Raw genomic sequence first — 25742 nt, forward strand, 5'->3', positions numbered from 1 at the left:
TCATTAAGTGAATTTATAAATACTTATAATAACTAAACATGAAAAAACTAACAAGTGGTATTTTAGGTCTTGGTTTGGCTTTGACCATTGCTTCGGGATGCTCTCAGCAGGCGCCTAAAGGAACTGGTGTGATTAAAAAAGAGGATATGAATTTATCCGTAAAACCAGGAGACAATTTTTTTGAATATTCTAATGGAACATGGATGAAAAATACTCCTATTCCTGCAGATAAAAGTAGATATGGAGCTTTTGATATTTTAGGAGAAAGTGCTAACGAGGCTGTTCATTCTATATTAGAGGAAGCTGCTACAAGCGATAATGCAGAAGAGGGTAGTAACTTAAAGAAAATTCAGGATTTTTATGCCACCGCAATGGATGTGGAAAAAATTGATGAAGTTGGTATTAAACCATTATTGCCAGAGTTCGAAAAAATTGCTGCTCTTACTAATTCTGATGATTTGTTGAAAGAATTAATTCACCTGCATAAAATGGGTGTAAGTGCTTTTTTTAGCGCAGGAGTTGAGCAGGATATGAAAAATACCTCTGTAAATAGAATGTATTTGGGAGAAGCCGGTTTGTCTTTATCGGATCGTGATTATTATGTTGCTGATAATGAAACCAGCGAAAATATCCGTAAAGAATTTGTGAAGCATGTTGCGAAAATGTTTGAACTAATTGGTGATGATGCAGGAGTAGCGAAGAAGAGTGCAGATAGAATTATGAGATTTGAGACTCGCATGGCCGAAAAATTTAATACTCGCCTTGAGAATAGAAACTATCCTGCAATGTACAACCCTAAAACAGTTGAAGTTTTAGAGAAGGAATATCCAAATTTTGCCTGGGGAACTTATTTTAAAGAAATGGGTGCCGATATTAAGGAATATGTTATTACGACTCATCCTCGTTATATGGCCGAATTGAATAAAATGTTGGTTGAAGAGAAAATGAGTGATATTCAATTGTATTTAAAATGGAAAGTTTTAGATGATGCCGCTGCTGCAGTTGGATCTGAATTGGAGAAACAAAATTTTGCTTTTTATACAACAGTACTAACAGGAGCAACCGAGCAACAGGAGCGTTGGAGACGTATGTCTAGAGTTACAAGTTCGGTTTTAGGTGAAGCTGTTGGACAATTATATGTTGAGAAATATTTTCCACCAGAAGCAAAAGAGAGAATGGATAAGTTGGTAAACAACTTAAAAGTTGCTTTGCGCGGAAGAATTGAGAAACTAGAATGGATGAGCGATGAAACAAGAAAAGAAGCATTGGCTAAGCTTGATGCTTTTGGTGTAAAAATCGGATATCCTGAAAAATGGGAAGATTATTCTAAATTGGTAGTTGGCACAAATTCTTATGTTGAGAATCTTTGGAATGCAGCTCGTTTTGGTTTTGAGAAAAATGTTGCCAAATTAGGAGAACCTGTTGATACTAAAAAATGGGGAATGACTCCGCAAACTGTAAATGCTTACTATCACCCATTATTAAATGAAGTTGTTTTTCCAGCAGCAATACTTCAACCTCCATTTTTCTATATGAATGGTGATGATGCTGTAAACTACGGTGCCATTGGTGTTGTAATTGGTCATGAAATGACTCACGGATTTGATGATAATGGTCGTAGATTCGATAAAGAGGGTAACATGAGAGACTGGTGGGCTCCTGAAGATGTTGATAAGTTTAATGCAAGAGCTCAAAAATTAGTCGATCAGTTTAATGGTTTTCAGGTTTTTGATGATTTACACGTTGATGGTAAATTGACCTTAGGGGAGAATATTGCTGATTATGGTGGACTAACAATATCATTAGAAGCTTATAAAATGGCTTTAAATGGAAAAGAACCTGCTGATGTTGATGGTTTTAACCACATGCAGCGTTTCTTTCTTGCTTATGCTAAGGTGTGGCGTGGTAATGTTAGAGATAAATATTTAAGAAAGTTGATTAAAGAAGATGTTCATTCTCCGGGAGAGTATCGAGTAAACGGTGGATTATTTAATATTCCTGAGTTTTACGAAGCATTCAATATATCTGAAACCGATCCTTTGTATCGTAACGAAGAACAAAGAGCCCAAATTTGGTAGGTATTTAATACAGATACAGGTATTCGAATGAATAGTGTATATAATAATATAAGCCAACTCAAGAAATTGAGTTGGCTTTTTTGTAGTCTTTTTTAAAGAAAATAGTAAAATTCAGATATGGGAATTCAATAAGAATACTGATATGTCCCAAACATAGAAAAGGAGCCGGATTATTACAATCTGGCTCCTTTTTACCTATAATTTAATGCTTGTATCTCCGGATTATTTCATCCATGCATCAATCATTACTTTGTTAGCTGTATACCATTGTGTAGCACCTGCTTCTTCGCCTTTATCAGCAATAGCTGTCATTAATGCGTATAATTGTGCTTCTTTAAGATTAAAATTTTTGAAAAATCTTGCTGCCTCAGGTTGGTCTTTGTCAAATCCTCTTCGCGAGATAATTGTACAAACATCTTTTGGGTAGATACCTTTAGGATCTTCTAAATATTTTAAATCGTTTTTAGCCCATTTAAAATGAGGTTTCCATCCTGTTACTACAGTCCATTCTTGTTTTTTAATTGCTTTTTCAAGACTTGCCACCATTGCTGGACCACTTGATGTAACTTGTTCTAAATCTAAGCCATAAGCATCAATTGCTTTTAGAGTATTGGTATGAATACCTGCGCCAGCACCAATACCAATAATTTTTCCATTAAATTTATCTTTATTGGCATTTAATTCTTCAATAGAATTAATGGTAACATAGGCAGGAACTACCAATCCTGTGGTTCCCTCGCTAAACGATTCGCCTAACTTTACAAGTTTATCACCATAATTAGTCCAATAGTCTTTATGCGTATTTGGTAGCCATGCATCAAGAAATACATCACCTTTTGAGTTATCTTTTGATAATTCTCCATAAATCATACCTGGTGCTAAATTAGTTAACTCAACAGCATAACCATTTGCTTCTAATGCTGCTTTCGCCAGATAGGTAAACGCAATTCCTTCTGTCCAATTCGGATAAAAGATGTTAACTTCTTTTTTAGTTTCACTCTTTGCTTTTTTATTTCCGCTGTTGTTGCAAGAACTAAGCGAAATAGTTAATGCTGCAACAAATAATAAAATTGCTAAGTTTTTTAATTTCATCATAATTATATTTATTGATTAAATTTATTTTTTTGCAATAGCTTGTGTTATTCTGTCTAGAATTATTGCCAATATCACAATGCCTAATCCTGACTCAAAACCTTTTGCAATATCATTTTGTTGAATTCCCTGATAAACAATACTACCCAAGCCTTTAGCTCCTACCATCGATGCAATTACCACCATTGATAAAGCCAGTAATATAACCTGATTAATTCCTGCCAGAATAGTTGGCATAGCTAAAGGTAATTGAATTTTAAATAGTATTTGTTTTTCGGTTGCTCCAAATGCTCTTCCCGCCTCAATTACATCTTCGGGAACGTTTCTAATTCCTAAACTAGTTAAACGTACGGCAGGAGGAAGAGAGAAAATTACAGTAGCTACAACTCCTGGAGTATTACCTACACTAAAAAAGAAAATAGCTGGAATAAGATAAACAAAGGCTGGCATTGTTTGCATTAAATCAAGTATAGGGCGAATAATTACATCGGCAACTTTGCTTCGGGCTGCTACAATACCCAATGGAATACCAAACAAAAGTGCAATTAGGGTCGAAACAATAACCAAGGTGGTTGTTTGTATAGATTCTTCCCAATAATCCATTGCGTAAACCAATAATAAACCAAAAATTACAAATGCTGCTAGTGCACTTCCTTTTTTTAATCCTTCAATTTTAAATGTATTTTTTCCGGCATTGGCATAATAAGCCCCAAAGCTTACTAGTATTATAATGATATAAAAAGGAATACCAAGCAGTAGGTCGTTCATACTATTAACGGTCCACGAAATTGCTTCATCAATAGCTTCCCATAATCCGGAAAAATTTTCTTCCAGTTTATTAATGCCCGATTCTATATATGTGCCAAGATCAATTAATTTTTCCATATTACATTTCGTTTGCTCGTTCTTTTAGTTCGCTTATTTCTTTTTTGCCAAATCGTGTAGCTTCAATAATTAACGAGGTTTGAGATACTAAACCAAGTAGTTTACCTGTTTCTTCTCCTATTACTGCTAAAGGATATTTAACCCCGGTAATAAGAGGTAACATATCTTCTACTGAATAGGATTTATATACACTAGGTACATTTGTTTTAAGCGCTTTCTCAATTGAAAGTTCTTTTTCCTTTTCTAGTTTTAAAAGATCCTGCAACCAAACATAACCTAGAAAAACTTTATTTTCGTCCTCTACAGGAAGAACATCGGTTCCAATTGTGCGCATTTTACGAATGGCTCCTTTGGGACCATCTTTGGGTATTTGCACCAGCGTATTCTTTTTAAACATAAGAGTTTCGGCTGTAATAATAGTTTTACGATCTACTTTATGCACAAATGCTTCAACATATTCTGTTGCTGGCGATGTTAGAATTTCTTCGGCGGTTCCAATTTGGTCAACAACACCATCTTTCATAATAGCAATGCGATCACCAATTTTTATGGCTTCATCTAAATCGTGAGTAATAAATACGATTGTTTTTTTGAGCTTATTTTGTATTTCCAGCAACTCGTCTTGCATATCCGATTTAATAAGCGGATCGAGTGCCGAAAATGCTTCGTCCATAAGCAATACTTCCGGATCGTTTGCTAAGGCACGAGCTAAACCTACTCTTTGCTGCATTCCTCCCGACATTGCCGATGGAAATTGATGTTCGTATCCTTTTAAACCTACTGTTTCGAGTGCTATTAGAGCTTTTCCTTCTCTTTCCAGCTTTTCTTCTCCTCTAATCTCTAATCCAAAAGCTGCATTTTCGAGAATCGTTCTGTGTGGTAAAAGACCAAATTTTTGAAATACCATACTCATTTCTGTTCGTCTGGTTTCCAATAATTCTTTATTCGATTCACGAGTAATATCATGTTCATTGAAAATAACTTTGCCCGCTGTAGGTTCGTTAAGGCGATTTAAACATCGGATTAAAGTAGATTTTCCACTACCAGATAGACCCATGATTACAAAAATTTCACCTTCCTTAATTTCAAAGTTAACCTTGTTGACCCCAACAGTGCATTTTGTTTTTTTTAAAATTTCTTCTTTTGAAATTCCTTTTTCGAGCAGGGTAAGAGCTTCTTGTTTGCGTTTCCCGAAAATTAAGGTTAAGTCCTCAACCTTAATTTTTATTTTTCTTTTATCCGCCATAGCGTCTCATTTTTCTAATAAACAACCTGGGCAGACCCAGGAAGTATTTAAAGGTATCTCTCTTTTTTGTGAGATATGCGTTTTTAAGAGGAACACCTCTTAAGTATTTGGTTAGAACATACTTTTGTAAAACATTATGAACATTTATAATGTTTTTATTTGCCCGAGGCGTGCCTCGGGCAGTTTTAGAGATTAAAAGTAATAGCCTACATTAACATTAAAACGCATTTCCCAGTCGGCATCAGGAGTTCCTTCTGCCAAAGCATTGGTCCATTCTGATCCTAACCATGGCTGATTTTTTCCGGCAGCAAAATCAAAATAGGTATAAATATTACCGGCAGTAAACATAGCACCTGTAACATTCATCATAGAGCTTTCAAAATTACTTTTGGCTTTATTTATGTATCCAAAATCGTTGTATATAACAACATTTGATACAGGTCCCCATTCAAGAGGTATAGAGTAACTTAAGCCAAGAGTGTATATGCTTGCCTCGGCAGCTACCAAATAAGGAGCACCATAAGCGGTCATAGCAACAACATCATCGCGTTCACCATCTGGATTTTCCGGATTGTATTTATAATTGGCAAATTGTGCTTTTACACCAAATTTACCAGCTTTTAATTCGTAATAAGCTGCAAGAGCGTAACGATCACCGTTTTTTTCAGTATCTAAATTAAACAAACCTCCATACTGTGCTGATACTCCTATGCGATGCTTGGCATTGTCATTATTAATTTTGTAAGATAAATTTCCATTCAATTGATTTACCTCTTTATTTCTAAGATTCAATTTATCATCACCACCCAAGTTAATTGAACCAACATCGTAAGAATAGCGGCTATTGGAAACATCCGAATTTCCTCCAAAACGCAATTCTTCAGCATTTTTAAAGAAGGCTATATTATAATCCCATTTTTCACCTAAGTGAGTAAATTTAAGACCCATATCATGGTCGTCTTCTAAGCCAACATAATAATTTAAACTAAAAAACCATGAGTTTGAATTGTATTTTGTAATTCCAAAAGGAACTTGAGTTAAACCGAATTGCAATTCGTTATTTTTATTAAAATCATAAGCAATCCAGCCTTGTTTTAACATATAGCCTCCAAAATCTTCGGAATAAAATCGGTATTCGGCATTTAATTTTAAACCTTTGTATTTAGCTTTAGCATTTAATCGGAAAACATCGTAGCCAAAATCGCCACCACGCGTTTTTTGTGCATCTTTCCAACTTGAATAATTGTAATTAAATCGTAAAGCACCTCCGATTTCAACACTTGGTTTTTCTTGCGCTTGTACTGAAATAGTGGCAATAAGGAAACAAACTCCCAGCCACGTTTTTAAATAAAACATAAATGTAAATTAAATGAATATGACATGCAGAATACTGACTACATGTAATTAATTGTCCGTATTAAAACGGATATTTAGGTATGTGAGTTAATTATAAGATGGAGGAAGGAATTTATCGGACAGATTTCTGAAAATAAGAAAATTAAAGCTGTAGATTCTGGTATTCCTTTTGTTATGAAGTTTACTTACTTTTAATTCCATAGATCGCAAAGATACTTTTTTATTACAGACTTTCAATATAATTGTTTGATTTATAGTGAGATTTAATTTTTATTTTAATGGGTTTTGTTTTTTATTGTTAATAAAAATTCACATCCAATTTAGTAACTTACTTAGATATTGACTTTTGTAATATCTGAAAATAGATAAGGCGTAACCTAAATTATTTATATAAAATAAGTATTTGTTCGCATTTTAATTCTGTATAAGACGAATGATTCGTGAATAAGAACTAAATTGCATTATAATATTATGAATAAATTGAAAATACTTAAAATTACTTTAGAGATAAAAGCTATTAATGCTTCTAAAATTAAATGTTTGCTGTCTGATAAGCACGAGAGTGTTAGCTTAATTTATTGTGCCGATAAGGGCAATATTGTTTTTGATGAAGAAAATCATTTTACTGAGATTATTCGGAAAATTCAATTTCAGTTTGAAAAAGTAATGCGATCGGCTATTAAAGGTAAGTTAACTGTTAATCAGAGAGTGAGTTGTGTTTTTATAGAAAATTTTAATTTTCTAAACGATATTGATTACAGAAATTACATTCGTGTTGACAGGCGTAATGAAAAACTGGATATTACTACTAGTAAAACTGGAACGAAGAATATTCATAAAATATACGCCGATGGTTCGCATACTTGTGAAACCAGACAATCGGCTTATGCTGGCTTTATTGAAACACCAGATGGAAAACAGCAAATATATAAGCAGACATTTAATGAGGGAAGTAGTAACATGATGGAATTGCTTGGAGTAATGGAAGGTTTACAACAGTTAAAAAGTGTAAACAAAATACAAGTGAATACCGATAGTCGTTTTGTAATAAGAGGACTTGTGCAATGGGTTCATTTTTGGAAGCATAATAATTGGCAAACTGCTTACGGCCAAGAAGTAAAATTTGCAAAATACTGGAAACAAATTAATGCCCTCTGCGATGGGAAAATTATTGAGTTTAGATGGATAAAAGGACATTCGGGTAATGAGAAACAAGATTTCTGTCATCAGTTGGCCAAGGAGTCTGCCAGGAATACCCAGTGAAATTTATGTAATTAAGATTTAATTTATTCAAACTTTACCCATCTGATATAGTTATTAAAGTAGAAAAATGATTTTTAAAAAGAATGAAAAACAAAGGCAGCGGTTATTAAATGCTTTTGGTAAAATAAAAGATACCACCTATAATTTTGAACTAATTAAAACTTATTTTCAGAATAAAAATCATTCCAATTGTTTGCAAGTATTATCCGAAAAAACTTGTAATGACATCGATTTTGAGGAGTTAATGATGTTTGTAGATCGGACAAATTCAAAACCCGGACAACAATTTTTATATAATAAACTAAGAGTAATACCAGATAATTCCGATAATCTGGTTTTAGAAGAAGAATTAATTTCACAATTTACGAATGATGTTGATTTTCGAATTAAAATTCAGGTGCTTTTAGAAAAATTGAATCAGCGAGAAGCATATTACATACGAGCATTGTTTCAGGAGCAGACTTTAAAGCTACCAAAGTGGTTTGGTGTAATGCAAATGCTTTCTTTCGCCAGTATTTTTTCGCTTATTTTATTACCCTTTAATCCACAATTAGCTTTTGTTCTTCTGCTTATTTTTGTAATTAATATTTGTTTTCACTTATGGAATAAGAGAAATTTATCTCAGTATATCGACTCTATTCCTCAATTATTGATTTTATTTGATGTTGCAAAAAAGTTGTATCAATATAAAGAATTAAGTTGTTTAAATTCAGATTTACCTGATGCTTTTAAATCAATGGATAAAATAAAAAATAGGATGCGCTTTTTCAAGTTAGATTCTAATATTCAGGGTGATTTTCAAGTGATATTTTGGTCGATTCTGGAGTTGTTTAAAATCCTATTTTTAATAGAGCCACTTTTGTTATTTGCTGTGATTAAACGTTTAGAAACAAAGCGAAAGGATATTGACGCGATATTTTCTTTTGTAGGAAATATTGATAGTCTAATTTCAATTGCTTCCTTACGAAAAGGGTGCAGGCCATGCTGCATTCCTAAAATTGATGAGCTTAATAATGTGATTGATACAGAAAAAATATATCATCCGTTAATTGTCGATTGTGTTGCAAACAATATCAAAGTAAATGATAAATCGATATTGTTAACAGGTTCAAATATGTCGGGTAAGACCACTTTTATCAGAACCATTGGTATTAATATACTTACAGGACAAACTTTAAATACTTGCTTTGCCGATTCGATAATAATTCCGCGTACTCGTATTTATTCTGCTATTCGTATTAGTGATGACTTAATGAACGATAAGAGTTATTATTTCGAAGAAGTATTGAGTATTAAAGAAATGATTGATAAAGCTTCGGATAATAATATAAATTTATTTTTGCTTGATGAAATATTTAAAGGGACAAATACTGTTGAGCGTATATCTGCTGGAAAATCAGTTTTATCAGCCTTGGCAAAAAATAATAATATTGTATTTGTTTCAACCCACGATATAGAGTTGACTGATTTATTGCAACAAGAATACGAACTGTATCATTTTAGTGAACTTGTAAATAATAAATATGTCGATTTTGATTATTTATTAAAAGAGGGGAAGTTAAAAAATAGAAATGCAATTAAAATATTACAAATTAATAACTATCCTGATGAATTAATAAAGGAAGCGCTTGCCTTATCGAAGGAAATGGATAGTAAACTAGAAAATTATTTTGTTAATTAAATTGAAAATAAACGGCATAAGTATCTTTACTTAAAATAAAAATACCAATTAATAATTTTATATTAATAGAATAGGGTTGTTAAGAAATTATAACAATAATAATGAAAATAAAAATAGTTGATTACGGAATATGCAGGCCGATTGGAGAGACGAAGAAAGATCTTGTTCCGGATAGTGCGACAGGATATTTTTTGCATTCTGATGATATGGAGTTTTTGAAAACCACCGATATTATTTATCCCAGAGTAGGAATGAGTTTTGGAATAAGCTATCAGTTCGAAAATGATTCTAAAATAGTAGAACTCGTTGATTTTGTGTGTAGAATTAGGCATCCAAAGTTGGTGAATCCAATAAGCAAAGAACAATTTATAGAGACAACAGAGGCAAAAGATTGTTACAGCAATGAGTTAGGCAATGATTTCTACACATTTGAGTTTGACTGGGAAATGCAGTTGGGCGAATGGATATTTGAGATTATTTATGAGGATGAACTAATGTGCAGGCAAGTGTTTAGTTTGAGAAAATAATTTTTTGCTCTCATTTAGAGTAGGATATTAATTAATTTTCTGAGTGTAAGGTGTAATAAATTATTCTTCACCCTTTATTTTAGCTAAAAATATATCAACTAATCCTGTCACTTTAAATGATAGAATCAGTTGAGAAAAGTTTTTAGGAATAAAGTTAATCGAATACAATTGTTCGTGTACCATCAACAATAATCCTATGTTCGGATTGGTAGGTCAATGCTCTGGCCAGTACAATTCTCTCTAAATCTCTTCCTTTACGGATTAAGGCTTTAATTGTATCTTTGTGCGTTATACGCATAATATCCTGTTCTATAATTGGTCCTTCGTCAAGATCTTCAGTTACAAAATGACTGGTGGCACCTATCATTTTCACTCCTCGCTCGTAAGCTTGCTTATAAGGATTTCCGCCTACAAATCCCGGTAGGAAAGAGTGGTGAATATTGATAATTTTGTTTTTATAAGCATCGATAAAGGTAGGAGAAAGCACCTGCATGTAACGCGCTAATACTACTAAATCGATATCGTATTCTTTTAGCAGAGCAATTTCTTTGGTTTCCTGTTCGGCTTTATTTTCTTTGGTAATTGGGAACACATGATATGGAATTTTATAAGCTTCGGCTATTTGTGCCAAATCGGGATGATTCGAAATAATAAGAGGAATCTCAATATCATATTCATTCATATTATACCGCCAAAGAATTTCCTGAAGGCAGTGGTCGTATTTCGATACAAAAATAGCAACTCGTTGTTTTTTACCTGAAAATTCAATTTTCCAGTGAGCATTAAACTCTTTTGCCAAAGGTTCAAAAGTTTCATGTAATTGCGAAACTGGAATTTTAAAATTTGACATATTCCAAACCACACGAAGCGAAAAAAACTTCTGATTTTGGTTTACATGTTCATCTAAATCGATAATATTGCCACCATGTTCGTATATAAACTGAGTTATTTTAGCAACTATTCCATTTTTATCGGGACAGGTAAAAAGCAAAAAAGCATTTGTATTATTTTCAGACATATTCTTACAATTAAAAGAAAAACTTTTAAGTTTTCCATTGATATTTTAAAATTAACGAATTGTCCGTTAGAACTGAGGTGTGAAATACAAAAATAGAAATTTTATAGTAATATATAATATTTACAAAAGATTCTTTTTTTAGCTTATTCATATTTTAGCAGTTAATAAAAAAGCAGTCAAAACTATTTCTGACTGCTTAATTATGTTTTATAGAAATAACTATTCTATTATTACCAGTTTAGTATTTTCTTAAATAAATAGTTTTCTGCATCCGGTAGATATTTTCGAGCGGCTTCCAAATCATCTTCAGTTAAATAATGAAGATTGTAATTTACGATAGACTGAACTTTCTGACTATTTACATCAACCAAACGAGGTCTCACTTTTCCATTTTTATCTTCCACATCTTTCAGGAACAGTGGAGAAGCATCGCCTTTAGGATCAACAGTAACCATACATTTGGAATGCCCTTGCTTAAATAAGGTGTAAACACCATCTCCAAGTAGGGTACAAAGATTTAAATCGAAACCAATTGGTCGACAGCAACGCAATCCAAATCCTAATTCAACCGGACGAGTCCCAATATTTAAATTGTATGATTTTATTTTACGCTGAATCAACATGTTGAAAACGTGCGACTTACTTACGTTAAATAATTCAGGATGACCATGAGCATCGTAGGTGAAGTTAACACCAGTACTTTTAATTTCTTCATCGCTCATAAAATGGAAAACACCTTCGCTAATAACTGCAGCACCATAGTTTAAGCCTAATATTCTGCGTTTAATTATTGATGAAATAACCAATTGTGCAATTTTATCGGCTGAGATATTTGTTTTGTTAAACATCTCAGGGATAATAATCATTGGAAAATGACAGGCAGAACCAATTCCAAAAGCCAAATGACCGGCTTCGCGTCCCATTGCGGCTAGCACAAACCAATTTTGAGATGTTCTGGCATCTTCGTAAACAGTAGTTGCAATTTTTACACCTTCGTCTTTAGCCGAATGAAATCCGAAAGTAGGTGTTCCTTCTGGTAATGGTAAATCATTATCAATGGTTTTAGGAACATGAATATTTGAGATATTTACATTGTTGTCGCCAAGATATTTACTGATTCTGTTAGCGGTAGAAGCTGTATCATCTCCTCCTACTGTTACTAAAAGTTTTACATTATTTTCAACAAAGAATTTAGTCGAAAAATCTTTATCGGTAGGTTTAAAACGACTCATTTTTAAATAAGAACCACCTTTTGTAAATATATTATCAAGTGTAGCAAAGTCAAGATCTTCCATATTTCTGTCTTCAGAAAATAGGCCTTTGTAGCCTTCGTGCAATCCAATTACTCTATATCCATTTCTTAAGAATACTTTTCCAACACTACTAATAACGGTATTGATTCCTGGAGCCGGACCACCACCACATAAAATAACAACAGAATCTTTCATATAATTTTTGTTTCTATTATCGAGAAAGGACATAACATCTCGATAAGTATAAAATGATTTTTAAAGATCTGGCAAATATATAGGTTTTCGAAGAATTAAGAGCTGTTTTTGTAAAAGTGATCTTTTAAATAATCAGTATTAATAATAAAATACTGATTCTAATTTTGTTGATAGATTTTGCAAAACAGGCTCAAAATCTTAACTTTATGAGTGACACCACTCTCCATGTTTAATTCATAAAGTAATTCTAACCTTTATTAAACAGCATTATGACACGTAATCATTTTATTTTGATTATTTTTTTGTTTGTGCTTGCTGCATGTCAGCCGTCCAAGAAAAACATTACAATACCATCCTATTCAATACAGCAGTTTTATAAGAATAAAAGTGTTAGTGGTGGTTCATTTTCAAGTGATAAATCTAAATTACTTGTAAGTAGTAATGAAACAGGTATTTACAATTTATTTGAAATTCCTGTAGATGGATCGCCAGCTAAACAGCTTACTTCTTCGGAAAAGGAATCTTTTTTTGCAATTTCTTATTTACCAAATAGCGATAAGGTTTTGTTTTCGGCTGATAGGGGTGGAAATGAGAATAGTCACATTTATATGAGAGACGAGGACGGAAATATTACCGATTTAACTCCTTATGAAGGTGCTAAAGCAAGTTTTTTTGGTTGGGATCGTGATGAGGAGTCGCTTTATTATCAGTGTAATAAAAGGAATTCTAAGTATATGGATTTGTATCAGTTACGTGTTAAGTTGATATTAGCAGATGCACCTAAAGCAAAATTATTATATGCAAATAACGATGGATTCGATGTAGTATCTAAAAGTAAAAACAATAGATATTTAGCGCTTACTCAGAGTATTACAAGCAATAATAATGAGATGTATTTATACGATCTTAAAAGAGGAAAGAAAACACACATCTCTAAGCATGTCGGTGATGCTAAGTATATGCCACAGTTTTTTAGTTTAGATCATAAGTTTTTGTATTATCTGTGTAACGAAGATTCTGATTTTGTTTATCTAAGCAAATATAATATTGAAACTGGCGAGAAAGAGATGGTTTACAAAACCGATTGGGATATCTGGTATGCTTATGATAGTTATTTGGAAAATTATCGCATAATTGGAATCAATCAGGATGGAAAAACTGTGGTTAAAGTGATCGAAAAACTAAGCGGGAATGAAGTTGAACTTCCTATAATAAAAGGGGGAGATATTAAATCGGTAAGCCTTACTAAAGATGAGCAGAGAGTGCGTTTAGTAGTAGGCACGTCAGTATCGCCAAATAACATATATGTATTCGATATGGGTGATAAGGAAGCTAAAAAATTAACAGAAACCTTAAATCCTGAAATTAATCCTAAAAATTTAGTGAATGCTAAAGTTGTTAGGTATCAATCTTATGATGGATTGCAGATTCCTGCAATTTATTACCAGCCAATTCTTGCATCAAAAGAAAATAAAGTACCTGCACTTGTTTGGGTTCATGGCGGACCAGGTGGACAATCTCGTGTTGGCTATTTTTCTTTAATTCAGTACATGGTAAATCAGGGATATGCTGTTTTAGCTGTTAATAATCGTGGTAGCAGTGGTTATGGTAAGCAATTTTTTGCGATGGATGATAAAAAACATGGTGATGTTGATTTAAAAGATTGTATTTGGGCAAAGAAGTTTTTGATTGGTACAGGTGTGGTCGATGAAGAAAAAATAGGAATTATTGGTGGTTCTTATGGCGGGTATATGACAATGGCTGCTTTAACTTATGCTCCCGAAGAGTTTAAAGTAGGGGTTAATATTTTTGGTGTAACCAATTGGTTGCGAACACTTAAATCAATACCTCCTTATTGGGAATCGTTTCGTAAAGCATTGTATGCCGAAATGGGCGACCCAACAACGATTGATTCGGTAGCACTTTATAATAAATCGCCATTGTTTTTTGCAGATAAAGTAAATAAACCATTAATGGTGTTGCAAGGAGCAAATGATGTGCGTGTTTTAAAAGCTGAATCGGATGAAATAGTTGAAGCAGTTAAAAAAAATAATGTGCCGGTAGAATATATTGTTTTCGATGATGAAGGACACGGATTTAGGAAAAAAGAGAATGAAATAAAGGGATATGGACAAATTGTAAGTTTTCTGGATAAATATCTAAAAAAACAGAACAATAAATAGATGCTAATAAAAAGAAATGCCGCGAAAATTACTTTCGCGGCATTTTGTATGAAATAAAAGAGAGAAGTGCATTCCCAATGGCTTCTCTTCTAATTTTTAAACTTATTATTCTGAAATTTCCACTAATTTTTCATCAGAGTGCCAAAGACCGTGCTTTGTACAAAAAGCTGTAGCGGTTAATTTCATTTTACGACTTGGTACAACATAAAAATCTACCTCAGCCTGATTTGCTTCACCACCCAAAATTCCAGTAGAAAAATTAGCTTGAGTTAACATTTTTTCACCATCCCAAAGTTGAACCCAGGCAACATAGTGGTCAAAATCATCAGGATGCGCATAAGCATCACCAATTTTTACTTTCACCTTAAATTTTTCACCTTTTTTGGCAGTCTCATCACAGTGAATGAATGCTGAGTGTCTGTCGATATAATCTTTTTTAGCTTCTCCGTCAATGGTGTTAATATCTTGATATTTATTAATTCTCATCTGTTATATTTTTAAAGTTTATTATAATTTATTTTTTGTAATTTTTATTTACTTAAATATTCAGCAACACCTTCGGCAGTAGCTTTCATGGCATCTTTTCCCTGTGTCCAATTTGCTGGACAAACTTCTCCATTTTCTTCGAAGTGGTGCAATGCATCCACCATGCGAATCGCTTCATCAACATTTCGACCTAATGGAAGATCGTTAATTACGCTATGACGAACAATTCCATTTTTATCGATAAGGAATAATCCACGGTACGCAACAGGAGCTCCGGTTGAGGTAGCATTTCCTTCTGCATCATAATCATACTCGGATGCTAAAACACCATAGTTTTCTGAAATTGTTTTTGAAAGGTCGGAAACTAATGGGTAAGTAACACCTTGAATTCCACCTTTATTTTTTTCGGTATTTAACCATGCAAAATGCGAGTATTCTGAGTCTACAGAACAACCAACAACCGCTACATTTCTTTTTTCAAAATCAGCAAGTTTATCTTGAAAAGCAATTAATTCTGTTGGACAAACGAAAGTAAAATCAAGAGGATAAAAGAAGAAAACAACTTCTTGTTTACCTACAAATTGATCCAATGAAAAACCTTCTATAATTTGGTTTCCATTAATAACAGCATTAGCATGAAACGACGGTGCTTTTTTTCCAACTAGAGTTTGCATCTTATTTATTTTTTTAAGTTTATTTTTCTTTGTTTTTGAACTAATACAAATGTAGAATTGATTTGACTAAAGCGCAAATTATATTAATCAATAATCTTTATATCAGTATCGAGATAATTAATGATAGATATTTAAAATTATGGAAGAATCAGTATTTCAGACTTATTGAAAATAACATTAGAATTGATTTGTTGTAAAGTTTTTTTGAAGGATAATTTTTAGTTTTGTAAAACTGATTGTATTCCGTTAGATTATTAGTGTTTATTGGAATTTTTATGAGCCTTAAATTAATGATAATTAAAATGAGTGTATCCTTTGATAATATAAAATTACTTACTAGTTATAAGAATTGTGAAGGTAAAATAAGTTTTTCGATATTTAAGAGCAAGAGCAGATCCTGGGTTCCATTTTTTGTTTATTTGCCTCCCAACTGGGATTATTCTAAAGAGTATCCTCTTGTTTTATTTATGCATGGTATGGGAGGCGACGAAACTACTTTTAATAAGTATGTGGATGCCCAACAATTGAATAGTTGGATATTGGAAGGAAAGATAGAACCACTTGTAATTGCTGGGGTACGTGGTGATAACAATAGGGATAATGTGCAATGGCATACTAAGGAAAATCAAGAGTTACTGCTTGGTGATTCGTCTGGTGAATTTGTAGGTTTTTGTCAGCAAAATTTTAGGGCAGGAGTGAAATTTAATAGTATTTCATTGGAAGGACATTCTCGCGGAGCTGGTGGAGCTATTCATTACTATCTGAAAAAGCCGGGAATGTTTGCTTCGGTTGTGGCAATGGGATATGTTAGCGATTATACTTTAGCAGAGAATTGTTTGCTGGCTAAAGAAAATTTAACAGATCTTAGAAAAGAAGCTAAAGTTTTAAGATTAGAAATTGGTACAGAAGATAGTTTTGTGCAAACTAAAAATAGAAAATGTATATTCGACTTGCATGAATATTTAAATAAGATCGAATTGGATCATGAATTTGAAGTTTTACATGGTGTAGAGCATGGATTCGATACTTTTTGGAATTATTGTACTGATAATGGAATTATAAATGGTTTATCTCATTTAAAATTTCATGAGAAAGCACGAAAGAATCCTAAATAAAATACAACTTTAGGAATAATTATTGTTACCATTACAAAAAATCATAACATGAAAGTATCCTATATTTTTTTATTGTTTCTGTTTCCTTTGTCGCTTTCAGCGCAGAAAACTGTTTATTTGAACGAAAAATGGCTTTCGGTTGATAAAGAGAATGCTACATATTACAGTATGATTTTTCCGGTGAAAGATGGACAGTTTCGAGTTAAAGATTATCAGTTAAATGGAACGATTTTATCCGAAACAAATTATGTTGCCGTGGCAGATAGTATTGACTGGAATAGATTGTACGAGGAAGGTTTTCAGAATTCGGCCATAGAGAATGGAGATTGTATCGAATATTATTTAACAGGTAGTAAAAAAAGGCAATTTAAATATCTTAAAGGTGTTCAGAATGGAGCAATTAAAGAGTGGAACGAATCGGGGAATTTAATTCGCGAATTTAATGCAATAAATCACATTGCTAACGGAGCATATTTAGAATATTTTGATAATGGGATTACCAGTTATTCAGTAAATTTTAAAAATGATAGTTTAAATGGTCCAGCAGTATATTATCATACCAATGGTAAAATATCGCAGGAAGGAATCTTTAAAAAAGGATATAAAATTGGAAAATGGCGATATTGGAATGAGAAAGGAGAAGAGTTAGCCTCGGAAGTTTACAGAGAAAGCTTTTTTATTGCAGGGCCTGATATTACTCTAAATTTTCCCAAAGGATATTGGTGCTTAACAGATCAGTTTAAGGAAGAAGGTCAAATGAATTTTACTTTTGCAAGAAGAGGGACCAGCAAAGCAATAAAAACAGGTTTTACTCCTAACAGTATTCTTTCCCTGGAGTTTGTAGGAAAGGAGAGTAGTTTGGTAGATTATTCCTCTTTTCGCAGAAGAAGCTTATCGGTTGATATTAATAAAGTAATTACCAGAGAGCAAAATTTATTTTCATTGCCAAATTCGATGGGCTATTTGGGAACTTATTTAGACGATAATAAAGATAAACATAGAGTAATTATAGTCCATTCCATTCAAAAAGGAATTGGAATTGAATTTATATTAGATACTCGGCAAGAAGATTATGAGAGTTTCAAGAAAGAAGCAGTTTATATTCTACGATCGATGAAAAATTAGTATAAACAAAAAAGACAGCTATTGCTGTCTTTTTTGTTTAATTTCCTAGTATTATTTTTCGAACCAGAGGTTCCGGATTCACAGAATCAACATCCATATTACAACCTATCTTAAAAATTAAACCATTGTACCAGGCATAGTATTGATACGAACCGGTAGACTCTTTATAGATGCGTTTTTCATCTTCGTTATAGTTGTAATAATCGAACATTCTTGGCCAAAAATTATCAATCGATTTTGGAAGGTAATACAATGATAATTCATCGGTGAGTTCGAGAATCTCATATTTTCTTTTTTCTAAATCTTCATCTAAATTGGCCAGATCATCTTCCGTCATGTTTTCGAAAGGATTTTCGGGGTATTGAGTAATGGATACAATAAAAAAATCCTGAAAGTTTGTATCGTAGCCTTCATCATTTTCTAAATAAGAAAATTGAATTTGAAAAACCAGTTTGTTAAATGCATTCCACGACGTAACAATATTCGATTCTATTGTAGCAGGAACAAAAGGAAGATCTGATGTTGAAATTAAACTAAATTTCTCTTTCATTTCGTTTGGAATCCTATTTAAACCTTCGGATAAATTTGTGGGAATATAAAACTGTACTTTCTCCCTTTCCTGTAATATATTAAAATCGTAATTATAGGTGTGATCGTAACCTATTACTTCGCTTAATCCGACTAGTAATTCCTGGTTCTGATCAATAAAACCGGTATGCTTTTCGCTTTCTGAGCAGGATATTATTCCTGTGAAAATCAATAAAATACAAAAAAAATTATAAGATTTTTTAATATTCATAATTATGGGTTTATAAAATTCATTCATGAACAATACAAACATACGTAAAAAAAGAATTTATGTTATGTTTTTTGTTTAATATTTAATAATAAACAATTGAAATTTCCCTTTAAAGGAGAATATAAACGCAGTCTTTTTATTTTTCACCTGCCAGTTCTAAGGCTGTTCGAAAGATAAGGCTACAAGCTTTTTTTATCGATTCATAATTAATTTTATCGGCAGTATCACTTGTTTTGTGATAATCATTATGCATGCCATTAAAGTAAAAAATAGCTGGAATGTTCTGTTTTACAAAGGATGCCTGATCTGATGCAGAATATAGAAAATTGTTGGGGGTGTCAAACTTATAATCCAGATTTAAGCGTGGATAAGTAGCGTTAATACTATCGGATATCTTTTTGAATCTGGGATTTAAATCATTAGTTCCTAAAAGATAAATTGAATTGTTATCGGTATGCTCTTCAGATTTTCGTCCGAGCATATCGATATTTAAATTGGCTTTAATTTTTTGAATGGGAATTGTGTTTGTAGCCACAAAATATTTAGAGCCAAGTAAACCTTTTTCTTCTCCCGTAAAAGCAGCAAAAACGATACTTTTATCAAGTTTAAATCCCATGTCAACAGCTTCTTTAATTTTTCTGGCAATTTCAATTAATGCAGCTGTTCCGGAGGCATTATCATTGGCTCCAAAATAAATTTTATTACCTTTGATACCCAAATGATCGTAATGAGCTGATATTACAATAAATTCATCTTTTTTGTTATTGCCTGGAATGCAGGCTAATACATTTTCGGTAGGTATTTTTGAAAATTGTTCTGCAAATTTTAACTCAATAGAAATCTCAGAAGCAGCCTTATCACAATTAATGTTTTTAATGGCACATTTTTTTAGATCTTTTAATTTAATTTGGAGTATTTCTGAAGCCATTTTTGCATCAATAGGTCCTTGTAGTGTACTTCTAACATTATTATACATCGAATAATGTTTAGGATTTTTAATCGAATCGAAGGGGTTATTAACAGGGAATTTATCCGGATTTAATTTTAACCTATTGGAAAGAGCAGCTTGTTGTCTTTTTATTATACTTTGTATTTGATGTGGATTTTCGGGATTGCAGAAAAAGATTATTTTGCTTCCTGTTTCTCTTATTATATCGTTCGATTTCATTGCTCCAGCATATAAATTTCTTGTCACAAAAAGAACAGCCTTATTCGAAAAATCTTTACCTATATAGCTGCTATCTTGTGCAGTTCCTATAAATTCGAGTTTTAATTTTTCGTTGTGATAATCAGAAAATCCGGATAGCATAAAATGCTCATAATTTTTATAGATTTTATTGTTAAATATGATTTTAGCACATGGAACAAGTACCTTATATACTTTGAAATTCTGAAAATAGCTTAAGCTATCTGAATTTAATTCTAAATTTGAAATATTGGCTTGTTTAAAGGCTTTGTAGATATACTCGGCAGCCCTTTTTTGACCCATTTTACCTGTTTCACGGCCTTCCATTTTTGCCGATGCAAGCTCTGTTAAATCCTGTTTAATATTATCTATTGATATTGTTTTTGATAGTTCGGTAATATTTACATTCTGACCTATTAATTGGACATTTATAAAAATGCAGAGAAAAAAAAATATCGCTCTATTCATAATCAGGAGAAATTAATAATGTGTTACAGTAAATTGAAATTAATAAATTTAATTGCTAATTGACAGTATTGAGTATTTTTTCTTTTCTACAGGAAATTTAGCAAGTTATATTTTATCTGCCTTTTATATAATAATATCGTAACTTTATAAAAAACCAAGATGTTTTTATGGGTGCAAAATTGACCATCGGTTTATGGGTGATATTATTGGGTTTTGTATTTACTCAGAGGCAGAAAAATAAAAATATGGATTTTGAGCAAAATCGCATAAACATGATTGCTGAACAGATTACATCGAGAGGAATAACAGATGTTGATATAATAAAGGCAATGAAAAAGGTTGAACGACATTTATTTGTTCCTCTTGATTTGCAGGCTTATGCCTATAAAGATAGGCCTTTACCTATTGGTTATAATCAAACCATTTCTCAACCCTATATTGTGGGTTTAATGTCACAATTAATAGATACTGATAAGCATGAGAAAATTTTAGAGGTTGGCACTGGATCGGGTTATCAGGCTGCGATTTTGGGAGAGTTATGCGGACAGGTTTATAGTATTGAGATTATAAAACCATTGCAAGATCGTGCTGCTCATATCTTAGATTCTATTGGTTATAAAAATGTGCATGTTAAATGGGGTGATGGTTATTTGGGTTGGCCTGCCAAAGCTCCCTTCGATGCAATTATTGTTACTTGTTCGCCAAGAGAAATTCCAGAGCCATTAATAGAGCAGTTGGCAGAGGGTGGCCGTATGGTAATTCCTGTTGGTTTAAATAAAGTAAAAAAGTTAGTATTGCTAAAAAAGAAAAATGGAAAAATTAACAAGCAAAATGTAATATCTGTTCGCTTTGTGCCTATGGTAGATGAAAAAGGAAATTCCTATTAATCATTATTTTAAGCTAATTATTTTTTCTGTTATTTATTCTTTTAGATAGGCTAAACTTCGTTCTAATCTTTTTTTTATTTCGTTGGCAAATGGCTGAAGATTTTCATTTTCTATTACATCAAAAGCAATGGTAGGATCCATAACAGAAATATCTACATATCCGTTATCTTGTTCAATAACTGTTACATTACAAGGCATCATTATGCCAATTTTATCTTCAACCTGAAAAGCTTTGTATGCAAAGGTAGGATTGCAAGCACCAAGAATACGATAGTTTTTAAAATCAACATCTAGCTTTTCTTTTAGGGTTGATTTTACATCAATTTCAGTTAATATACCAAATCCTTCTGTTTGTAAAGCTTTTGTAATAAGCTCTATAGCTTCGTTGAATTTATAATTTGTTCTAAGGCTTATGTAGTAGCTCATGTGATTGAAATTTAGATTGATATAACTTGAGAAAAATATGATTTAAATACCGGATTAAATATCCATGTCGAAACGTTTATCTTGCAGGCCTTTTCGGGGCGACATGTCACATGCTTTAAATAAAACCCAAATTAAAAATAGATAAGCAAGAATTCTTATATAACCAAGAACGGGTTCATATTCCGGACCGAGGGGACCGTGAATATATTTTGTTAACATGATAATACTTAGTGGAATAAACAAGACTAGCAAAATCATTAAAAAAATAGCTGCTTCGCGATGTACACGCCTGATTAATAAACCAACACCGCATATAATTTGAATAAATCCTGAGATGGTTATTATATTATATGTCGATTTAAAGATAGAGGAGAATAAGTAGCTAAAAAACGAGGGGAGCATAATATGTAAGACACCAATAAGAATTGCTGCAATTCCAAATGAAAAACGTAAATGCTGATTTTTCGTAAATTGTCTCAGATGGGAATTAAATTTAGCAGTAAACCAAATTATAATATATATGATAAATATGGTGCAAATGTAAAGCATAGGCAATTGTTTTTAATTTTATTTTGGTTCTTATCAAGATACAAATTTGTTGCTCTGCTTGCAAATCAATAAGTCTGAAATAGAAAATGCCATATCTTAAGATATGGCATTTTCTAATCGGAGGGCTCGATTTATTTTTTCATTGTAATTACAATTACTCCATTTTTAGCTTTTTTGCCATATTTTTCAATTGCCATTTTTCCTTTATATACATTTACTGATTCAATATCGTCTTTATCGATTTTTTTGAGTTTTTTTTCACTTATATTTTTGCCGTTTAAGATATAAATAGGAGCATTTTTTCCGGCTTTACCTTTAATCTTAATAATATCTGTTTTTTCATTTTTAGATCTTATCAATATAACTCCATTTTCTCCTTCTTTACCATATATGGCAGTTGCCGATTTATCTTTAAGAATATTTATGCTTTTAATTAATTCAGGGTCCATGTTATCCATAGATTTTAAATCAGTTTTTTTGCCATCGAGAATAAGCAAAGGATTCTCTGTTTTATTGTGCCAGATTTTGGTGCTAAACTCTCGAGAATCATCATCTTTCGATTCTATAAAAATATCTTCATCTTCGTCATTTATTTTTTGAGTATACTTCCCTTTATACATAAAAAATCGATCAATATTATTTTCATTACTTGTATCCAAAGTTTTGTTGGCTAAATCTTTATCATTAACAATAAAAATTTGATGAGTAGAGTCTGATATTGATTTATGACTCCACTTTAAAATATCGGAATTTGATTTTTTATTGGAACCAGGCATACCAACTACTATTTTTGTTGTTGATTTGCTTATTTCAGTTTCATTATCAGGTTTTAATGTGACTATAATTACTCCATTTGCAGCTTCCTTACCATAAATATCAATTGCACTTTTATCTTTTAAAACCGTAATCTCTGATATTGTATTTGGATCTATAGATTTAAGGTAAACATACGATTGTTTTTCTCCATTAATAACACAAAGGGGCATTTTCGTAGTAGATTTCCTTATTTTTTTTTGAGAAAAATCGATAGAATCTTTAATGTTTCCATATCCTACAACTATTATCTCATTGTTAGCAGATTTTTCATTTATCGAGCTTGATGATTTAGTAATTATTTCGATTACGCCATGTTTGCTTTCATCGCCATATTTAAGCTTTGCCGATTTATCTTTTATAACATTTATACTTGATATGTTATCGGGATTTACATTTTCTAAATATGAATAAGCTTGTTTTTTTCCATCCACAATAATAATAGGATGTTTTTCGCTTAGGTCAGATTTAATAAAAATATTTGGAGAGATATGGTCAGAATCAGTATTTCCTTTTAACTGATTTTCTAATTGTTCCCGGTATTCCTGCGAGTTAATTGTTTTTAAACTTTTTTCCAGTTCTAACTCATTTTCTTTGCTTTCTTTTTGAGCTTTTTGAATGATTTTTATTTGCTCATTAATAATCTCATCGACTTTAATTTTTACATTTTCGTTGAAATCTAAAGAATCTTTAGATTTGTTTGTTTCTACATCACTGTGATAACGATCTTCGTGCGTGTTTATATCAACATCTAATTTAATTTCTGATTGATTTACAATTGTATCATTAAATTCATTTTTAATTTTACGATTGTTTAGAATTGCAAGCGTACTTTTTGGCGAATTTGCTTGTGAGTTTTCCATATCGATTATATTGATATTGGAATAGAATTGTTTTCCAGGAAATAGGTTTCCTGATACTGCGAAATTGGAAATAAAGATTAATCCTGTAAAAAGAAAAACAAATAACCCGCTTAAAAGATACTTTTCTAACTGTGTAGATTGCTTTGTTTTTGGGCGAAGAATTCTTTGTACACGATTTAAAATATTATCTTTTTTACCAGATAAACCCAATACCAATTCAAACCTTTTTTTTCTAATTGCTTCCATATTATTTAATGCTTTAATTAGGGTAAGTGATTCACCACAAATCTTTACCGCAAGATCATCACATAAGTGTTCTCTTTCGGTATTAACCACTGAAGATAGCCACCAAACAACAGGATGATAAAAAAATAGTAATTCAAGAATACCTTGAATAAACTGAAATAAATAATCGTGACGTTTAATATGCGCCAACTCATGAGCTATAATAATTTCCAGCTGATTATGGGGAATTCCACTTAACATGGAAACCGGCAATAATACAACGGGCTTAAAATATCCGATAAGGGAAGGAACCTGAACATAACCTGATTCCTTAAAAATAATTTTATTTTTTAATTTGAATTTTCTGATCAATTGTTCAGCAATTACCCTGGTTTTTGTGCAAACAGGATAAGCCAAATACTTTTTCATTTTTAGCGTTTTTAAATAACTAACTGTCATTTGTAAGGATAATGCGCAAACGCCAATAATCCATACGTTTACCAGCAGAGGAATATAGTTGTCGATTTTTATATTTTTTAAACTCCAAACATCCGAATTGTTAGTTGAATTTAACAAGCGCAGCAGTAAATCTGATGAAATGACTGTGCCTGTATCACTAATGGGTACTGTTTTATAGGTATAATGAATAAATGTGATTAGCGAACTTAGAAAAATACATAATAAACCTAATGCAGATATTGCGTATCTTGTTTTAGCATTGTCTTTTGATACAAATCTGAATATCAAATAAATAATAAGTCCATATATTGCTATTTGCCAAACAGAGTGTAATAATGTCCATCCTGTTGCGATTACTAATTGTTGAAGTTCTATATTATTCATCGCTCTGTTTTGAATTTGTATTTTCAATATTGTCTATTAATTCACGAATTTTATCAAGCTCTTCGGAACTACATTTCTTGTTTCCTAAAGCCTGAAGTACCATTCCCGAAGTAGAACCGTGGAACAGAGTAGAGATGAATTTATCAATTAATTGATTTTTTGTTTCACTTTCTTCCACAATAGCCTCATAAATATGTGTTCGCGACTTTTTATCACGTTGCAGCATATTTTTATCCGTCATAATTTGCATCACTTTTAGGGTGGTAGTGTAACCTACATCTCTTCCTGACTTTAATTTTTCGTTAACAAAACGAACTGTAGACGGACCATAAGTCCATAAAACCTGTAAAATTTCAAGTTCTGCGTCGGTTGGCTTAATCTTCTTTGGCATTTTGTGGTGAATTCTTAACTACGATTAATTTCGTAGATAAAAGTATACGAAACTTTTCGTACTTCAAAGTGTTATTACGAAAATCTTCGTATTTAAATGTTAATTTGTAACATTT

At 32.0% G+C, this 25742-nt stretch carries 22 protein-coding genes; 8 read left to right on the forward strand and 14 right to left on the reverse strand.

Annotated elements, in window-relative coordinates; all coding sequences use genetic code 11:
- The first annotated feature begins 38 nt into the window (after positions 1-38).
- On the forward strand, positions 39-2078 hold the full coding sequence (locus tag ACT3CE_RS09180; protein WP_444709471.1) for a M13 family metallopeptidase: 2040 nt from the start codon (positions 39-41) through the stop codon (positions 2076-2078).
- A gap of 222 nt (positions 2079-2300) precedes the next feature.
- Here ACT3CE_RS09180 and ACT3CE_RS09185 read toward each other — a convergent pair whose 3' ends face one another.
- From ACT3CE_RS09185 to ACT3CE_RS09200, 4 genes are all read right to left on the reverse strand, one after another.
- A complete protein-coding gene (locus ACT3CE_RS09185; protein WP_444709472.1) occupies positions 2301-3173 on the reverse strand; it encodes a glycine betaine ABC transporter substrate-binding protein in 873 nt (290 codons plus the stop codon).
- Positions 3174-3194: 21 nt separating this feature from the next.
- Positions 3195-4055: an ABC transporter permease gene (locus ACT3CE_RS09190; RefSeq protein ID WP_444709473.1), complete on the reverse strand. Its 861-nt coding sequence runs from the start codon at positions 4053-4055 to the stop codon at positions 3195-3197.
- A 1-nt stretch (position 4056) separates the two neighbouring features.
- On the reverse strand, positions 4057-5301 hold the full coding sequence (locus ACT3CE_RS09195; protein WP_444709474.1) for a quaternary amine ABC transporter ATP-binding protein: 1245 nt from the start codon (positions 5299-5301) through the stop codon (positions 4057-4059).
- Between the two features lie 192 nt (positions 5302-5493).
- Complete coding sequence (locus ACT3CE_RS09200; protein ID WP_444709475.1) at positions 5494-6657, reverse strand: hypothetical protein; 1164 nt, start codon at positions 6655-6657, stop codon at positions 5494-5496.
- 471 nt (positions 6658-7128) lie between these two features.
- Here ACT3CE_RS09200 and ACT3CE_RS09205 point away from each other — a divergent pair, with 471 nt between their 5' ends.
- The 3 genes from ACT3CE_RS09205 to ACT3CE_RS09215 all read left to right on the forward strand — a co-directional run bounded on the left by ACT3CE_RS09205 (position 7129) and on the right by ACT3CE_RS09215 (position 10128).
- The gene (locus tag ACT3CE_RS09205; protein WP_444709476.1) at positions 7129-7920 is read left to right on the forward strand and encodes a ribonuclease H family protein; all 792 of its coding nucleotides are present in this window, start codon (positions 7129-7131) and stop codon (positions 7918-7920) included.
- 67 nt (positions 7921-7987) lie between these two features.
- Positions 7988-9601: a MutS-related protein gene (locus ACT3CE_RS09210; protein ID WP_444709477.1), complete on the forward strand. Its 1614-nt coding sequence runs from the start codon at positions 7988-7990 to the stop codon at positions 9599-9601.
- Positions 9602-9702: 101 nt separating this feature from the next.
- The gene (locus ACT3CE_RS09215; RefSeq protein ID WP_444709478.1) at positions 9703-10128 is read left to right on the forward strand and encodes a DUF3859 domain-containing protein; all 426 of its coding nucleotides are present in this window, start codon (positions 9703-9705) and stop codon (positions 10126-10128) included.
- Positions 10129-10282: 154 nt separating this feature from the next.
- Here ACT3CE_RS09215 and purU read toward each other — a convergent pair whose 3' ends face one another.
- Both purU and ACT3CE_RS09225 read right to left on the reverse strand, forming a co-directional pair.
- Positions 10283-11146, reverse strand: coding sequence for a formyltetrahydrofolate deformylase (gene purU / locus ACT3CE_RS09220; protein WP_444709479.1), 864 nt, complete (start codon positions 11144-11146; stop codon positions 10283-10285).
- 230 nt (positions 11147-11376) lie between these two features.
- Complete coding sequence (locus ACT3CE_RS09225; protein ID WP_444709480.1) at positions 11377-12594, reverse strand: 6-phosphofructokinase; 1218 nt, start codon at positions 12592-12594, stop codon at positions 11377-11379.
- Positions 12595-12863: 269 nt separating this feature from the next.
- Here ACT3CE_RS09225 and ACT3CE_RS09230 point away from each other — a divergent pair, with 269 nt between their 5' ends.
- Positions 12864-14777: a prolyl oligopeptidase family serine peptidase gene (locus tag ACT3CE_RS09230; RefSeq protein ID WP_444709481.1), complete on the forward strand. Its 1914-nt coding sequence runs from the start codon at positions 12864-12866 to the stop codon at positions 14775-14777.
- Between the two features lie 105 nt (positions 14778-14882).
- Here the strand turns inward: ACT3CE_RS09230 and ACT3CE_RS09235 are convergent, their stop codons facing one another.
- Complete coding sequence (locus ACT3CE_RS09235; RefSeq protein WP_444709482.1) at positions 14883-15263, reverse strand: desulfoferrodoxin family protein; 381 nt, start codon at positions 15261-15263, stop codon at positions 14883-14885.
- Positions 15264-15307: 44 nt separating this feature from the next.
- Positions 15308-15937 (reverse strand): peroxiredoxin, encoded by a 630-nt coding sequence (locus ACT3CE_RS09240; protein WP_444709483.1) that lies wholly within the window; start codon positions 15935-15937, stop codon positions 15308-15310.
- A gap of 302 nt (positions 15938-16239) precedes the next feature.
- Here ACT3CE_RS09240 and ACT3CE_RS09245 point away from each other — a divergent pair, with 302 nt between their 5' ends.
- Together ACT3CE_RS09245 and ACT3CE_RS09250 are read left to right on the forward strand one after the other, a co-directional pair.
- Positions 16240-17052 (forward strand): alpha/beta hydrolase, encoded by an 813-nt coding sequence (locus ACT3CE_RS09245; RefSeq protein ID WP_444709484.1) that lies wholly within the window; start codon positions 16240-16242, stop codon positions 17050-17052.
- 48 nt (positions 17053-17100) lie between these two features.
- Entirely contained in the window at positions 17101-18177 is a 1077-nt protein-coding gene (locus ACT3CE_RS09250; protein WP_444709485.1) for a toxin-antitoxin system YwqK family antitoxin, read from the forward strand.
- A 37-nt stretch (positions 18178-18214) separates the two neighbouring features.
- Here the strand turns inward: ACT3CE_RS09250 and ACT3CE_RS09255 are convergent, their stop codons facing one another.
- The gene (locus tag ACT3CE_RS09255; protein WP_444709486.1) at positions 18215-18976 is read right to left on the reverse strand and encodes a hypothetical protein; all 762 of its coding nucleotides are present in this window, start codon (positions 18974-18976) and stop codon (positions 18215-18217) included.
- Between the two features lie 136 nt (positions 18977-19112).
- A complete protein-coding gene (locus tag ACT3CE_RS09260; RefSeq protein ID WP_444709487.1) occupies positions 19113-20630 on the reverse strand; it encodes a M28 family metallopeptidase in 1518 nt (505 codons plus the stop codon).
- Positions 20631-20797: 167 nt separating this feature from the next.
- Here ACT3CE_RS09260 and ACT3CE_RS09265 point away from each other — a divergent pair, with 167 nt between their 5' ends.
- Positions 20798-21517 carry a protein-L-isoaspartate(D-aspartate) O-methyltransferase gene (locus ACT3CE_RS09265; RefSeq protein WP_444709488.1) on the forward strand — a complete coding sequence of 240 codons (720 nt, stop codon included), beginning with the start codon at positions 20798-20800 and terminating at the stop codon, positions 21515-21517.
- Between the two features lie 33 nt (positions 21518-21550).
- On the opposite strand, the gene ACT3CE_RS09270 is transcribed toward ACT3CE_RS09265, so the two are convergent.
- From ACT3CE_RS09270 to ACT3CE_RS09285, 4 genes are all read right to left on the reverse strand, one after another.
- Entirely contained in the window at positions 21551-21943 is a 393-nt protein-coding gene (locus tag ACT3CE_RS09270; protein ID WP_444709489.1) for a DUF302 domain-containing protein, read from the reverse strand.
- A gap of 54 nt (positions 21944-21997) precedes the next feature.
- Positions 21998-22492: a hypothetical protein gene (locus ACT3CE_RS09275; RefSeq protein ID WP_444709490.1), complete on the reverse strand. Its 495-nt coding sequence runs from the start codon at positions 22490-22492 to the stop codon at positions 21998-22000.
- 131 nt (positions 22493-22623) lie between these two features.
- A complete protein-coding gene (locus tag ACT3CE_RS09280; RefSeq protein ID WP_444709491.1) occupies positions 22624-25236 on the reverse strand; it encodes a M56 family metallopeptidase in 2613 nt (870 codons plus the stop codon).
- Entirely contained in the window at positions 25229-25627 is a 399-nt protein-coding gene (locus tag ACT3CE_RS09285; RefSeq protein ID WP_444709492.1) for a BlaI/MecI/CopY family transcriptional regulator, read from the reverse strand. Before ACT3CE_RS09285 ends, ACT3CE_RS09280 begins: the two co-directional genes overlap by 8 nt.
- Positions 25628-25742: the final 115 nt, after the last annotated feature.

It is taken from the genome of Marinifilum sp. RC60d5, from assembly GCF_052400665.1.
Taxonomy (GTDB): Bacteria; Bacteroidota; Bacteroidia; order Bacteroidales; family Marinifilaceae; genus JBQTGK01.

Bases quoted from the DNA above. Each gene is read 5' to 3' on its own strand.
- ACT3CE_RS09185 (WP_444709472.1), bottom strand. From the start codon at position 3,173: ATGATGAAATTAAAAAACTTAGCAATTTTATTATTTGTTGCAGCATTA.
- ACT3CE_RS09275 (WP_444709490.1), bottom strand. From the start codon at position 22,492: ATGCTTTACATTTGCACCATATTTATCATATATATTATAATTTGGTTT.
- ACT3CE_RS09255 (WP_444709486.1), bottom strand. From the start codon at position 18,976: ATGAATATTAAAAAATCTTATAATTTTTTTTGTATTTTATTGATTTTC.
- ACT3CE_RS09260 (WP_444709487.1), bottom strand. From the start codon at position 20,630: ATGAATAGAGCGATATTTTTTTTTCTCTGCATTTTTATAAATGTCCAA.
- ACT3CE_RS09195 (WP_444709474.1), bottom strand. From the start codon at position 5,301: ATGGCGGATAAAAGAAAAATAAAAATTAAGGTTGAGGACTTAACCTTA.
- ACT3CE_RS09205 (WP_444709476.1), top strand. From the start codon at position 7,129: ATGAATAAATTGAAAATACTTAAAATTACTTTAGAGATAAAAGCTATT.
- ACT3CE_RS09180 (WP_444709471.1), top strand. From the start codon at position 39: ATGAAAAAACTAACAAGTGGTATTTTAGGTCTTGGTTTGGCTTTGACC.
- ACT3CE_RS09200 (WP_444709475.1), bottom strand. From the start codon at position 6,657: ATGTTTTATTTAAAAACGTGGCTGGGAGTTTGTTTCCTTATTGCCACT.
- ACT3CE_RS09280 (WP_444709491.1), bottom strand. From the start codon at position 25,236: ATGAATAATATAGAACTTCAACAATTAGTAATCGCAACAGGATGGACA.
- ACT3CE_RS09245 (WP_444709484.1), top strand. From the start codon at position 16,240: ATGAGTGTATCCTTTGATAATATAAAATTACTTACTAGTTATAAGAAT.
- purU (WP_444709479.1), bottom strand. From the start codon at position 11,146: ATGTCTGAAAATAATACAAATGCTTTTTTGCTTTTTACCTGTCCCGAT.
- ACT3CE_RS09190 (WP_444709473.1), bottom strand. From the start codon at position 4,055: ATGGAAAAATTAATTGATCTTGGCACATATATAGAATCGGGCATTAAT.
- ACT3CE_RS09225 (WP_444709480.1), bottom strand. From the start codon at position 12,594: ATGAAAGATTCTGTTGTTATTTTATGTGGTGGTGGTCCGGCTCCAGGA.
- ACT3CE_RS09235 (WP_444709482.1), bottom strand. From the start codon at position 15,263: ATGAGAATTAATAAATATCAAGATATTAACACCATTGACGGAGAAGCT.
- ACT3CE_RS09250 (WP_444709485.1), top strand. From the start codon at position 17,101: ATGAAAGTATCCTATATTTTTTTATTGTTTCTGTTTCCTTTGTCGCTT.
- ACT3CE_RS09240 (WP_444709483.1), bottom strand. From the start codon at position 15,937: ATGCAAACTCTAGTTGGAAAAAAAGCACCGTCGTTTCATGCTAATGCT.
- ACT3CE_RS09230 (WP_444709481.1), top strand. From the start codon at position 12,864: ATGACACGTAATCATTTTATTTTGATTATTTTTTTGTTTGTGCTTGCT.
- ACT3CE_RS09270 (WP_444709489.1), bottom strand. From the start codon at position 21,943: ATGAGCTACTACATAAGCCTTAGAACAAATTATAAATTCAACGAAGCT.
- ACT3CE_RS09215 (WP_444709478.1), top strand. From the start codon at position 9,703: ATGAAAATAAAAATAGTTGATTACGGAATATGCAGGCCGATTGGAGAG.
- ACT3CE_RS09265 (WP_444709488.1), top strand. From the start codon at position 20,798: ATGGGTGCAAAATTGACCATCGGTTTATGGGTGATATTATTGGGTTTT.
- ACT3CE_RS09210 (WP_444709477.1), top strand. From the start codon at position 7,988: ATGATTTTTAAAAAGAATGAAAAACAAAGGCAGCGGTTATTAAATGCT.
- ACT3CE_RS09285 (WP_444709492.1), bottom strand. From the start codon at position 25,627: ATGCCAAAGAAGATTAAGCCAACCGACGCAGAACTTGAAATTTTACAG.